The organism is Planktothrix mougeotii LEGE 06226, assembly GCF_015207485.1.
Lineage (GTDB): Bacteria > Cyanobacteriota > Cyanobacteriia > Cyanobacteriales > Microcoleaceae > Planktothrix.
The window spans coordinates 53418-66325 of the sequence record NZ_JADEWU010000026.1 but is presented as its reverse complement, the minus strand read 5'-3'; the positions used below and the strand labels follow the sequence as shown (position 1 = coordinate 66325).

Sequence of the window (12908 nt, the reverse complement as noted above, 5' to 3'; positions counted from 1 at the left end):
GTAATGTTAGTATTACAGGGACAGCAACACAAAACCAAACCTTAACCGCAACTAATACCGTAGGGGATATTGATGGTTTAGGAACATTAAATTATCAATGGCAAGAGTCAGCCGATAATGGAGTCACCTGGACAGATATTAGTGCAGCGACTAATAATACCTTTACCTTATCTCAAGCACAAGTGGGGAAAAAGGTACAAGTAAAAGTTAATTATACTGATGGACAAGGGACAGTTGAAACGGTTAAGAGTACACCCACAACTCCCGTTACTAATATTAACGACTTACCAACAGGTAATGTTAGTATTACAGGGACAGCAACACAAAACCAAACCTTAACCGCAACTAATACCGTAGGGGATATTGATGGTTTAGGAACATTAAATTATCAATGGCAAGAGTCAGCCGATAATGGAGTCACCTGGACAGATATTAGTGCAGCGACTAATAATACCTTTACCTTATCTCAAGCACAAGTGGGGAAAAAGGTACAAGTAAAAGTTAACTATACTGACCTATTAGGGACAGCAGAAACAGTTAATAGTAGTCCGACTTCTGTGGTTACTAATATTAACGACTTACCAACTACGACTGCTATCGGGAACCAAACCGTTAACGAAGATAGCAATTTCAATCTCAATATTGCTAATAAATTTAACGATATTGATGCAGGAGATAGTTTAACCTATAGTGCCACCTTAGCGGATGGTACAACTTTACCCAGTTGGTTAACTTTCGACAGCACAACGGGAACCTTTACCGGAACACCGACTAACAGTGATGTCGGAAATCTTGACATTAAAGTTATCGCAACCGATAGTAGTAATGCCACCGTTGAAAATAGTTTCCAACTAACAGTTAATAACATTAACGATGCTCCAACTGCGACTGCTATCGGGAACCAAACCGTTAACGAAGATAGCAATTTTAATCTCAATATTGTTAATAACTTTAGCGATATTGATGCAGGAGATAGTTTAACCTATAGCGCTACCTTAGCAGATGGTACAACTTTACCCAGTTGGTTAACGTTTAATAGCACAACCGGAGAATTTACAGGAATACCCAGTAACAGTGATGTTGATGCGTTGACTATTAATGTTACTGCTACCGATAAAAGCGGGGCAAGTATTAGCGATAGTTTCCTGTTGAGCATTATACCAACACCGACACCAACACCGACGGTAACGCCCACACCGGAACCAACGGTAACGCCCACACCGGAGCCCACACCGGAGCCCACACCGGAACCCACGCCGGAACCCACACCGGAGCCGACACCCAACCTCAGTCGTGATATTTATGACCCTAGTAATTCTATTAAAACCATAGAATTTCCTACCTTAAAACCTAACACTATCTCCGAAGCTCAGGTTTCCATTACTGGAAATCAGGAGATGTTAGGTACAGCCGAATCCGATCAAATCTTTGGTAAAGAAGGTAACGACAACATCGAAACCGGAGAGGGTAACGACGAAATTAACGGCAATCAAGGTAACGACTATATCAATGCTGGTAACGGCAAAGATCAAGCTTTGGGTGGCAAAGACAACGACCAAATCGACGGCGGCGATGAAGATGATGACTTGTTTGGCAACCTTGGTAACGATACCATTGCTGGAAATGATGGCAATGACTCGATTAATGGTAACGAAGGAGATGACCTAATTGATGGTGGCGATGGCAAGGATCAACTCTTTGGAGGTCAGAATAATGACTTAATTAAAGGTGGTAATCAAGATGATATCATCTTCGGCAACCAAGGAACAGACCTGCTCGAAGGAAACGACGGTGACGATAGCCTCTTTGGGAACGGAGATAGTGATACAATCTCTGGTAACTCCGGTCAAGATCTGATCTACGGTGGTGCCGACAACGACCTCCTAGACGGGAACGAGGGCAATGATGCACTCTGGGGCGATGACGGTGATGATACCCTTGATGGTGGCCAAGACAACGATATTCTCACCGGAGGCCAAGGTAACGATATCTTAGTGGGAGCCTCCGGTGCTGATACCCTGACTGGAGGCGAAGGCAGTGACCGCTTTGTTCTGGTTTCAGGATTTGGCCCCGATACCATTACTGACTTTACTTCTGGGGTGGATATTATCGTCCTTGATGGCGGTCTCACCTTTGAACAACTGACTTTAACCCTGGTCAATGGTTCAACTCAAATTCAGGTCAATAATCAAATTCTCGCTACCCTGAATAACGTTGATCCTAACTTGTTGACCTTTGATAACTTTACGACTTCTATCTTCTAAAAAATCTCAAAGTTATTCTAAATTATTTTTTAAAAGAGAGATTAAGCCCTGCTTAGTCTCTCTACGGTTTTCTTCACCATCTCCACTCTTCTACTAACTCACGATGGTATGATAGATGGGAAAATTACCACAACAAACGAAAAGGTAACTTGGCATGGCACCAAAGTCTGTATCTCCCGTTGTACTGATCATTTTAGACGGATGGGGTTATCGTGAACAAACCGACGGAAATGCCATAGCCGTTGCAAATACTCCTGTGATGGATAGTCTATGGACAGCTTATCCGAGAACCTTAATTCGCACCTCTGGGAAAGCGGTGGGTTTACCCCAGGGTCAAATGGGAAATTCAGAAGTCGGTCATTTGAATATTGGTGCGGGTCGGGTTGTTCCTCAAGAGTTAGTCAGAATTTCCGATGCGGTGGAGGATGGCACCATTCAAAATAACCCCGCACTGTTACAAGTTTGTCAAGATGTTTTAGAGAGAAATAGTAAATTACACTTGATGGGTTTGTGTTCCGATGGCGGTGTTCACTCCCATATCGACCATTTAATCGGACTTTTACACTTAGCCAAAGCCAAAAATATTAGAGATGTTTGCATTCATGCCATCATGGATGGTCGCGATACCAATCCTAAAGATGGGATTAAATATATTAAGCAGCTTCAAGAACAAATTGATGCTATTGGTATGGGTCGCATTGTAACAATTAGTGGTCGTTACTATGCAATGGATCGAGATAAACGCTGGGATCGGGTTAAACAAGCTTATGATATCATGACCGTTGATGGGGAAGGCAATGGATTATCAGCCGGTGATCTAATGTTATTGTCCTACGCTGAAGGGATTAACGATGAGTTTGTGGTTCCTTCTCGTATCGCACCAGGGGCGGTGGAAGCCGGTGATGGGGTAATTTTCTTTAATTTCCGTCCTGACCGAGCGAGAGAATTAACTCAAGCCTTTGTTGACCCCAATTTTTCTGGATTTGAACGTTCTTATATTGAACCCCTTAGCTTTGTCACGTTTACCCAATATGACCCCCATTTCCCTGTATTAGTTGCCTTTGAACCTCAAAATCTGAATAATATTCTCGGACAAGTCATCGCTGAACACGGGTTACAACAATTGCGAACCGCAGAAACAGAAAAATATGCTCATGTCACCTATTTTTTTAATGGCGGTTTAGAAGAACCTTTTCCTGGGGAAGACCGAGAATTAATTCCCAGTCCCTCCGTCGCAACTTATGATTTACAGCCGGAAATGTCGGCGGCTGAAGTTACGGATGTCGCTATTGAAGGAATTGAAAAGGGTATTTACTCTATGATTGTAATTAATTATGCTAACCCTGATATGGTCGGACATACGGGAATGATGGATGCGGCGGTAAAAGCCATTGAAACTGTTGATCACTGTTTAGGGTTATTGTTAGAAAGTATTAGTAAAGCCGGAGGGACAGCGATTATTATTGCTGATCATGGTAACGCTGAATATATGTCCGACGCTGAAGGAAATCCTTGGACAGCCCACACAACGAACCCGGTTCCCTTTATCCTAATAGAAGGGGAAAAACGCAAAATACCAGGTTATGGAACTGATGTTCCCTTACGGACAGATGGCTGTTTAGCGGATATCGCCCCCACGATTTTGCAGATTTTGGGGATTCCCCAACCCCCGGAAATGACGGGTCGTTCTATGATTGAATCGGCGGCCTATGAGGTTCGAGAAAATCGAACACCAATACGCATGCGACTGTAACCCCATTCTTGAAAAAATAGTTTAAACTTAAGGGTTTGACGGTTTAATTTTTTTCGTTCAAATTATCAACTTTTTACCATGATTACTCAAGTTTTACAAGCCATTTGGTCTTTATCTGCTCTAGGTATTATTATTCTAGTCTTACTCCACAGTCCTAAAGGAGATGGAATTGGCGGTATTGGTGGACAAGCTCAACTCTTTACTAGCGCTAAAAGTGCTGAAACGACCTTAAATCGCATTACTTGGATGTTAGCCATTATTTTTATGGGAATTACTGTTATTTTAAGCGCAGGTTGGATTAAATAATCAGTTATCAGTGTAGAGACGTGCCATGGCGCGTCTGTACCAGTTATCAGTCATCAGTTATCAGTGTAGAGACGTGCCATGGCGCGTCTGTACCAGTTATCAGTCATCAGTTATCAGTGTAGAGACGTGCCATGGCGCGTCTGTACCAGTTATCAGTTATCAGTTATCAGTCAAGACTTTAGAGTCAATTAAACTAATGTTATAGCAACGGACATGGCTATTAGGACAAAATATAAGCGTGTCATTTCCCCAAAATGGGGAATCTATGCCCTAAGCGGAATAGGGACTGCTATAATCATAGTTCTGACCCTTTTAATCAGCCAAATTTCAACTATTGCGACTGACGATAAAATTCCGTTTAAACCTCATCCATTACCAGAACGTTTAGCAAATTGGAACGATTTAAACCATAAAGGGGATTATTTTGATCAAATTGAACCCGCTAATTTTGGTTATTTAGTCTTTTCAAAATTTCCCATTAAAGTTTATATTGAGAATGTTGATTCTAATCCCCAGTGGAAAGAAACGGTTTCATCTGCTATTTTAAAATGGGATAATTATTTACCTTTAAATTTAGTTGAACAACCGCAAGATGCGGATATTGAAATTATTAGAAAAAATCCCCCCTTAGACCCTCAGAAAAAACGAGCAAGTTCCGCAGAAACCCGGTATCAAGTTTCTGTTAAAAATACTCCTGAAGGGTTTCCCTATTTATCCCATCACTTCACAATTTGGTTAAGTCCGACCCAAACCGGACAATATATTGAAGCCGCCGTCCTTCATGAATTTGGTCATGCGTTAGGAATTTGGGGTCATAGTCCCGAACAAACAGACGTGATGTATTTTTCCCAAGTTCGAGAACCCCCGCCCATTTCCGTTAGAGATATTAATACTTTAAAACGAATTTATCAACAACCCACTCGTTTAGGATGGCCTGTATTAATCCCCCCAAATACTTAAGGCCTGGTACAGAATGACCAGACCTTAGCGTTAGAATGTAAACTAAGTTGACTCAAGCAGATTTCAGGTAAGTTAGATAAAAAAATCAAGATACTCAACTAACGTGGACAAAATATTGCAACGATTCCAATCAGGAGTATTGTACTAGCAAAGTCGATACAGACCTTTTTTATGACATTGACCCCAGAGTTTACTCAATTCCTCAAGAACTCCAAGCGAGTCACAGACCCTCTACAACGTCAACTTTTTTTGGTAGTTCACATTGCCTCTGACGGCGTTGCAATTGGATTAAAGCACGACGGACACAAGCTTTTAATCCGATGGGGTTGTTCTCAATCTTCGTGTTATTGAGTTGTGCCCTATGACTATTAACATAACATAAGTTTCTGGGTTGCCAACCCTAATTTACTAAATTTGACACTCTTTAATATTCCGTAACAATTTATCAAACCTGAATCAATTTTACTCCGGCTGAAATGCGACGATGCTCCACCCTGGCCAAGGCGATCGCAATTTTGGAAAATCAATAGGTTATTATACTAAATATTTAATGGGTTAACAGTTAACAGGGTCTCCAATCAATTACTAGAACTCGAAAACTTTATCCATCAATTATCCGTAGAAGATAAGCTATGGTTATTAGGACAAATTATGGTACAACTCCGACAAGGCTCTGACACCATTAATGATAGAGACAAAGCAGCAGATATTCAGTATGATTCAACTGCTAAACCTATCTGGGACATCGCTGTAGAAATCGGAGCTAATATTCCTGAATCTGAATGGGAAAAAGTGCCGAGTGATTTGTCAAAAAACTTTGATCTTTATCAAAATTAGGGAGATAGCTTATTAACTGGGTTTTTCAATTAAAAAGTGCGATCGCTTTTGTATCATTCGGGTTGACAAAAGCGACCTGTGACGCGCTCATATTCATCTTCTAGTAACCACATTTGGTTTTCTTCGTAAGTCTCGCTAGTAAAAATAGTTTTATAGTTTTGTGCGGGATTTTGAATCAAAAATTTACCAGACTCTTCTTTAATTAACATCAAAATATCAGGATTCAGGGATTGACATGATATGCCAAAACTAGCATAATTGAAGCATGAGTGAATTACTAAAACCAGTTGAGTGGGTTGGCAGTTCTCTTGAGGATTTAAAGCAGTTCCCGGAAGAGGTTCAGCAAGGTGTTGGTTATGCGCTATATCTGGCTCAATGTGGTGAAAAGCACCCGTCTGCGAAACCGCTCAAAGGCTTTAAGGGGGCTGGGGTGCTGGAAGTTGTCGAAGATTTTGACGGGGACACTTATCGAGCGGTTTACACTTTAAAGTTAGCTGGAGTCGTCTATGTCCTACACGCTTTTCAGAAGAAGTCAAAAAAAGGGATTGCAACGCCTAAGCAGGATATTGAGCTAATCGAGGCAAGGCTTAAACGTGCCAAAGAACATTACTCAGAAAATTACATCAATCAGTAGGAAAAATATGAATCAACCCATTAAAGTACAAGCAGGTAGTGGCAATGTCTTCGCAGATTTAGAGTTAGAAAATTCTGATGAATTACTGGTCAAGGCAGAACTTGCCCGGAGAATTAGTGGTATTATCGTCGCCCAAAATATGACTCAAACTGAGGCAGCAGAAATGTTAGGAATTGACCAGCCTAAAGTGTCGGCATTAGTGAATGGCAAGCTATCGGGTTTTTCCACTACTCGGTTGTTTCGTTTTTTAAATGCCTTGGGTCGGGATGTGGAAATCGTAGTCAAACCTAAGTCTTTCAGACAAGCTGAAACACGAGTGGTGGCGTTGTAATGGAAGATTAAAAGCGATCGCTTTTGCTATCATTCGGGTTGGCAAAAGCGACCTGTGACGCGCTCATATTCATCTTCTAGTAACCACATTTGGCTTTCTTCGTAAGTCTCGCTGGTAAAAATAGTTTTATAGTTTTGTGCAGGATTTTGAATCAAAAATTTACCAGACTGTTCTTTAATTAACATTAAAATATAAGGGGGAGAAAGCCAAGGATCAACCCAGATTTCCGCAAACTCCCATTCTAGCTCTAAATTCATAGCAGGGGGTTATAAAGTTTTGAAAGGATTGATGATTTTTAGACCATCAATAATTAAAATATTTGTGTTGTGTCAACGGCATTTGTATATTTTTTCAAACTCGGAGGATTTATGATCATTGATCAAATCATGCAAGAACTCCAAGATATCCCAGAAGATAAACTAGCAGAAATTTATAACATGATTCAGGATTTTCGTTTAAGGTTAAATCCTGAAAACTCCCAACCTCGTATCCCTGGACTCCTCACCGGAAAACTGGGGGACGCATTCTTTGAACCTTTACCCGAAGAGGAACTCCAGCAATGGGAATGAGCTACCTCCTTGACACTCATATTCTCCTCTGGTGGCTTTTTAATGATCCCAAACTTAACAAAGAATGCCGAGATATCATTAGCCATCCGAACCATAACATTTTAGTTAGCAGTGTTTCCGCTTGGGAAATTGCTACCAAATACCGTATTGGGAAACTCCCTGAAGCTCAATTTCTGGTTGAGCATTACCAAGACATATTACACTAAGCCAAGTTCAACGAACTTACCATTACGGTCGCTCATGCTCTGAGAGCCGGAAACTTACCTATTTTACACCGAGATCCATTTGACCGGATGCTGATGGCTCAAGCTGAACTGGAAAAACTTCCTATTATTACTTACGATCAGGCTTTCCAGATTGGGTTAATTGAGGTAATTCCCTCTCCCCATTAAAAACGATGAGGGAAGCCGAGGGAATTAGGTATTTGTGTTAGTAATTATTCAATTACAAAATGCGATCACTTTCTATAACATAAAATAGCGATCGCTTGTATTGTTGTATTGTATAGGATAATCAGCATAACTGATCATTGTACAACACGATTTAATATTAACATCCCAACAACCATTGAAATAGCAAATCTATTGCATGATCAGTGAGTTTTGCTACAAGCCAACCCGCTACTTGTTTTAACCAACTTTTAAAACTGTTCTTACTAGCAAGAACTGACTTTTGCTTTTGTTCGCTCTCTCGCGCTAATAATTGGCGGATTTTATCTTCTTCTTCTGAGGTTAAAGCCATATAAATCTCCTTCTGGTTGTAAATTTACTACTTAACAATATTTTGGTTTTTCTTACCTTTTGGGAATCGGATGATCTTTCAGCCATTTTGTAATCTTATTAATCATCTCAATATCATCTGAAAAATCTCTCGTATCCGCTTGCAAAATAAGAAAGACTAGATCACAAGAAGGGATTAGATCTTGATAGATTTTTTCATACTCTCGATCTTCCGCTTCGCTGCGTCCATATCCAGGCAAATCGACTACAGTTAAAGCTCCACCTGTTGAGAGTGTAAATTCTTTAATTTGTGCTTCAGTTGTACCAACAGTTGTAGGGCTTGTTTTAAACTGACCATTAAACAGATTATTAATAGTCGTTGTTTTACCAACTCCAGATTTACCAATCACCGCAACTTTAGGTGGTAATTTAGTTTCTTTTTGAAGCTTATCTAAGATTAATTTTAAATCGGTTTCAGGGATAATTTTCTTGATGTCCTCTAAAGTTCTAGTCTTAGAATCAAGCTTTTGACGTTCTTGCTCCGCAAAAGCTTTGACTTCTTGATCTGCTAATTCAAATGGATCGGCAGGTTTCACGTTATCTAGCTTGAATCCTGCATAAGCATTTTGGATAATTTTGGTTAGCAAAGGTATCAAACGATAACGCTGTAAGGCAGAATAATATTCTATGTTCTCCTCAGATATTGCTACATTTTTACTCAATTTTTTAATAATATCTTTACACCGACGTTCAATAACTTTTTCTGCTTCATCAGTAGGACTATTTAAACGCTTGTCCCAACCGTTAGGAATCATTTTATCAACTTGGTTTAAACCAACAACAAGCCTAAGCGGTGTTTGAGGACTTTTTCCAGAAAAAAAGCTAGATATCTTAGCCCCTATATCTTCAAGCATAATTCTTTATCTCCTTGTTAATATTTTTATTTTCAGATTTTCTAATCCCCAACCGTAAACAGATGAGTAAGTTACAATTTGATTTTTGTCAAAAGTTATTTTCCCATCCACTGCACTGTTGAAAATGCAGTAAACATCATCTATTTTTTCAGGAATTAGTCTAAATTGGTCTTCTGAAGGTTCTCCTCTCTCTGGATCAAAGGGTTTTTCCCCTTCATAAACTCCCAGACAATCTATTTTATTAAGAGCAACAATTAGGAATAGAGACGGCTTAAAGAATGGCTTTAACTGCTTTAAAAAAATCTCGTCCCGTTTGTAAGCTCTCGTATCTGCTTGAGTCACCCAGACTAAAGAATCTGCTTGAGATATCCATTTTTTGTAGTAAGCCCTATATTTTTGATCGCCTGTCAGACTTTCACCAATTCCAGGCAGATCAACAACTCTTACTTGTTGGTGGGGAAAATCAAGGTAATCAAAGATATCTAAATCGGCAAACTGAGGTTTTTTTGTACAAGCAACGGCATTATCGGTAGGCCAGTTTAGCCCAAACAGAGCGTTGAGAGTGCTACTTTTCCCAACTCCGGTTTTACCAAAAAATACAACTGTTAGTCTATCGTTTTTAAAGAACCGGGCTAAGTATCTGATGATTTTCTTTAACCCAGACACAAGTGGCAAATAATTACCTCCTTTTTTATTACAGAATTTAGATGAGCGATCGCCAGTCTATAAAATTGCCTTTTCTTTGATTATTTTGTCACTTAATTTTTCTTCTGACAAGGTATACTAGGTGACATTTGGTGACAAGTTTCTCGTTTGTTAAGTTTTTATTGGGTGTCGAAAAGTAAGATTTAGTGGCAAAAGTAGCGGAAGTGTGATAAAGTAATATCAAATTGTAACTAAAATTATGACCTCATCTAATATCTATGGATATTCAAGAAGCTATCGAGTGGACGGATGATCGAGTTTTTACGAAAACTGGAAAGCACCTTGATTCGCTTCAAAGAACTATATTAGAGGGGACTTTAGAAAATCAAACTTACAAGCAATTATCAGAGGATTATCATTGTAGTAAAGACCATGCGAAAAGAGTTGCTTCGGATCTATGGAAACTTCTATCTGATGTGTTGGGAGAAGATGTTAAAAAATCTAACTTTAAATCAATATTAAAGCGAATAGAATTTTCTAATATTTCAAACTCTACACAACAAATTTTTAGTAATATCAATATCTGTAGCGAAATTTGCCCCTATCCCCAAGTACAAAAAAATCGAACGCCTACTCACTCAAAAAACGCTAAATCTCAACCCCACCACGACCTCAGCGAAGCGCCAGAATACGATAATTGCCTCTACGATCGCACCGACGAACTCACTACCCTCAAACAATGGATACTCACAGAAAATAGCCGTATTATTACCATCACCGGATTATCGGGTATCGGTAAAACAACCCTAGCGAGACAACTGGTAGAACAAATCAGAGATAACTTTGATTACATTCTGTGGCGATCGCATCGAAAATTTCCGACTCTCAACGCCCTTAAAGCCAACCTGATCGAGTTTTTCTCCCCAACTCCACCCTCAGAAAATCCATCAATTATCAACTATTTGCATTCTCGCCATTCCATCCTAGACGATTTGCGATCGCACCGTTGCTTAATTATCCTCGACGACTTTCAAGACACCTTAACCCCCCGTGAATTCGTCGGAAATTATCTTCCAGAATATGAAAATTATGGTAAACTATTAACCGAAATTGGCAGATCTCCCCATAACAGTTGTCTCTTGCTTCTCAGTTGGGAACAACCTATTGAAATTGCTAACTTAGAAACGGAAAACCGCTATTGTAAAACCCTACAACTCCAAGGCTTAGGTCAAGCCGCAACACAACTTTTAGCGGATAGAAAACTCACAGATCAACAGAAATGGCCAGAACTCATTCAACGTTATAGTGGTAATCCCCTGTGGTTAAATATTATTGCGTCTACGATCAAAGATTTATTTAATGGTAGTGTTGAGCAATTTTTATCCTATAAAACTGTATTTTTAGGAGATTTAGAACCCTTGATTAAGCAACATTATCAACGGTTATCCGAATCTGAACAACTTTTGATGCTGTGGTTAGCGAACCCAGATAAAACAGTCAATATTTTGAGTAAACCCACAGAATTTTCATCGGATACCGATTTTTTAAGGACTATACAATCTTTGAAAAAACGGAGTTTAATTCAACAAGCGCGGAATAATAAAGAATCTTACTGGAATCTTGAACCTGTGATTAAAGAATATGTGAAAACCCAATCTTTGAGTTATAGTAAACGTTCAAGAGATTAATAAATAATCTTCATTTTCTAATTTGCACTGCATCAATTTCTGCTGCAATTTCTGCTTCAGATAAAGGATTATCTGTGTGTAATTCTTGGATTTCTCGACACAACTCTCTGAACCTTTGCGCTAGAGCTACTTTAGCTGGATTCTCAGGTGTATTTTTCCTCGACTCCTTAATTATTTTAAGCTTTTCTTCTAGCAACTTTTGAGCAAATTCTCCTTTTACAATAGAAATATCTATGCTTTCTGGAGTAGAATTTTTATTGACTTTTTCAATACTAATTATATCTCCTTCTCTCCTAATTTCAACCTCCTCTAAACCTACCAAAAAAGATGGGGGAATGACTAGACCATTTTCATTAACTCTTAATCTCATTTCTTTTCTCCCTTTTTGATTATTGATGCTTCTATGCTAACCTCGAAGTCAGAGCAGTTTACACACCCTGTTAACCGGGAAGAAAAAATAATTTTTCCCTTTTTTCACTACATCTCACGCCTCACCTTACACTTCAGAGTTGGTGCGTGCGCTGCGCTTACACACCCTACAATTATTCTATCAACGTAACAGAATCATCCAAGTTTCGGAGCCAACAACACCATCGGATTTGAGTTTATATTCTGTTTGGGCGGCTTTAACGGCTAATTGGGTTTCTGGGCCAAATACCCCATCAACGCCACCTTTGAGAAATCCCTTCGCTTTCAAACGTTCTTGTAACCCTGTGACTGCTATTCCTTGCATTCCCAGACGCAATATCGGAAAACTAGGGTTATCGGGTGTAGTCGCTGCTGTTGCTGTATCCGTAGAATTACTGACAACAGGTGGCTGACAAACGGTATTATTTGTAACTGATGTGGCGGTGGGAGTTACAGGGGGAAATAAACGGTTCCAGGTTGTGCTATCAGTAATTCCATTAACCGTTAACCCAGCGAAGGTTTGAAACTCAGAAACGGCCGTTGCGGTCTGTTCCGAATAAATGCCATCAACAGCCCCCTGATAATATCCCAATAATTTTAGGGTGGCTTGCAGTTCAGAAACGTCCTTTCCCCGACTCCCCATTTGCAAGACTGGACGACTGACTTCAACAGCAATTTTTACCGGAGATAGAGTCGGGGTTTGGGCTATTGCTGACGGTATCAAATTTAACCCGATAACGAACACGGACGCTATGGGTAAATAACGGTGAACCTTGACCCGAAACTGGTAATCATTCTGCATAACAATCCTCCTCCCACCTTAACTTTAAGATTTCTGCCTGGTTATTGTACCAGCCAGAGGCAGGAGTTGAACGCCGGA

General features: G+C 39.8%; 16 protein-coding genes and 1 pseudogene. 10 read left to right on the top strand and 7 right to left on the bottom strand.

Annotated elements, in window-relative coordinates; translation table 11 throughout:
* From IQ236_RS13180 to IQ236_RS27745, 5 genes are all read left to right on the top strand, one after another.
* The coding region (locus IQ236_RS13180) for a calcium-binding protein (protein WP_193869676.1) at positions 1-2264 on the top strand (2264 nt) is incomplete at its 5' end.
* 154 nt (positions 2265-2418) lie between these two features.
* Positions 2419-4017 carry a 2,3-bisphosphoglycerate-independent phosphoglycerate mutase gene (gene gpmI / locus IQ236_RS13175; protein WP_193869675.1) on the top strand — a complete coding sequence of 533 codons (1599 nt, stop codon included), beginning with the start codon at positions 2419-2421 and terminating at the stop codon, positions 4015-4017.
* A gap of 78 nt (positions 4018-4095) precedes the next feature.
* Entirely contained in the window at positions 4096-4323 is a 228-nt protein-coding gene (gene secG / locus IQ236_RS13170) for a preprotein translocase subunit SecG (protein ID WP_072717279.1), read from the top strand.
* Positions 4324-4536: 213 nt separating this feature from the next.
* Complete coding sequence (locus tag IQ236_RS13165; protein WP_193869674.1) at positions 4537-5283, top strand: matrixin family metalloprotease; 747 nt, start codon at positions 4537-4539, stop codon at positions 5281-5283.
* Between the two features lie 651 nt (positions 5284-5934).
* Entirely contained in the window at positions 5935-6120 is a 186-nt protein-coding gene (locus tag IQ236_RS27745; RefSeq protein ID WP_228041602.1) for a hypothetical protein, read from the top strand.
* A 53-nt stretch (positions 6121-6173) separates the two neighbouring features.
* Here IQ236_RS27745 and IQ236_RS13155 read toward each other — a convergent pair whose 3' ends face one another.
* On the bottom strand, positions 6174-6332 hold the full coding sequence (locus IQ236_RS13155) for a hypothetical protein (RefSeq protein WP_228041601.1): 159 nt from the start codon (positions 6330-6332) through the stop codon (positions 6174-6176).
* Positions 6333-6385: 53 nt separating this feature from the next.
* Here IQ236_RS13155 and IQ236_RS13150 point away from each other — a divergent pair, with 53 nt between their 5' ends.
* Together IQ236_RS13150 and IQ236_RS13145 are read left to right on the top strand one after the other, a co-directional pair.
* Positions 6386-6754 carry a type II toxin-antitoxin system RelE/ParE family toxin gene (locus tag IQ236_RS13150; protein ID WP_193869673.1) on the top strand — a complete coding sequence of 123 codons (369 nt, stop codon included), beginning with the start codon at positions 6386-6388 and terminating at the stop codon, positions 6752-6754.
* 7 nt (positions 6755-6761) lie between these two features.
* The gene (locus IQ236_RS13145; RefSeq protein WP_193869672.1) at positions 6762-7085 is read left to right on the top strand and encodes a helix-turn-helix domain-containing protein; all 324 of its coding nucleotides are present in this window, start codon (positions 6762-6764) and stop codon (positions 7083-7085) included.
* Between the two features lie 29 nt (positions 7086-7114).
* On the opposite strand, the gene IQ236_RS13140 is transcribed toward IQ236_RS13145, so the two are convergent.
* Positions 7115-7342 carry a hypothetical protein gene (locus IQ236_RS13140; RefSeq protein ID WP_193869671.1) on the bottom strand — a complete coding sequence of 76 codons (228 nt, stop codon included), beginning with the start codon at positions 7340-7342 and terminating at the stop codon, positions 7115-7117.
* 111 nt (positions 7343-7453) lie between these two features.
* Here IQ236_RS13140 and IQ236_RS13135 point away from each other — a divergent pair, with 111 nt between their 5' ends.
* Entirely contained in the window at positions 7454-7654 is a 201-nt protein-coding gene (locus IQ236_RS13135) for a hypothetical protein (RefSeq protein WP_193869670.1), read from the top strand.
* Positions 7645-8046, top strand: a pseudogene (locus IQ236_RS13130) (type II toxin-antitoxin system VapC family toxin). The gene IQ236_RS13135 and the pseudogene IQ236_RS13130 overlap by 10 nt, the downstream one beginning before the upstream one ends.
* 157 nt (positions 8047-8203) lie before the next feature.
* On the opposite strand, the gene IQ236_RS13125 reads toward IQ236_RS13130, so the two are convergent.
* The 3 genes from IQ236_RS13125 to IQ236_RS13115 are packed head-to-tail and all read right to left on the bottom strand — an operon-like array spanning position 8204 to position 9953.
* Complete coding sequence (locus IQ236_RS13125) at positions 8204-8395, bottom strand: hypothetical protein (protein WP_193869669.1); 192 nt, start codon at positions 8393-8395, stop codon at positions 8204-8206.
* Positions 8396-8447: 52 nt separating this feature from the next.
* Positions 8448-9287, bottom strand: coding sequence for a GTPase family protein (locus IQ236_RS13120; RefSeq protein ID WP_193869668.1), 840 nt, complete (start codon positions 9285-9287; stop codon positions 8448-8450).
* A gap of 6 nt (positions 9288-9293) precedes the next feature.
* Positions 9294-9953, bottom strand: coding sequence for a GTPase family protein (locus tag IQ236_RS13115; RefSeq protein WP_322744147.1), 660 nt, complete (start codon positions 9951-9953; stop codon positions 9294-9296).
* Between the two features lie 257 nt (positions 9954-10210).
* Between IQ236_RS13115 and IQ236_RS13110 the strand changes: the two genes are divergently transcribed.
* Positions 10211-11620, top strand: a complete 1410-nt coding sequence (locus IQ236_RS13110; RefSeq protein ID WP_193869667.1) for an NB-ARC domain-containing protein — start codon at positions 10211-10213, stop codon at positions 11618-11620.
* A 10-nt stretch (positions 11621-11630) separates the two neighbouring features.
* On the opposite strand, the gene IQ236_RS13105 is transcribed toward IQ236_RS13110, so the two are convergent.
* Together IQ236_RS13105 and IQ236_RS13100 are read right to left on the bottom strand one after the other, a co-directional pair.
* Positions 11631-11990 carry a hypothetical protein gene (locus IQ236_RS13105; RefSeq protein WP_193869666.1) on the bottom strand — a complete coding sequence of 120 codons (360 nt, stop codon included), beginning with the start codon at positions 11988-11990 and terminating at the stop codon, positions 11631-11633.
* 180 nt (positions 11991-12170) lie between these two features.
* The gene (locus IQ236_RS13100) at positions 12171-12830 is read right to left on the bottom strand and encodes a peptidoglycan-binding domain-containing protein (protein WP_193869665.1); all 660 of its coding nucleotides are present in this window, start codon (positions 12828-12830) and stop codon (positions 12171-12173) included.
* Positions 12831-12908: the final 78 nt, after the last annotated feature.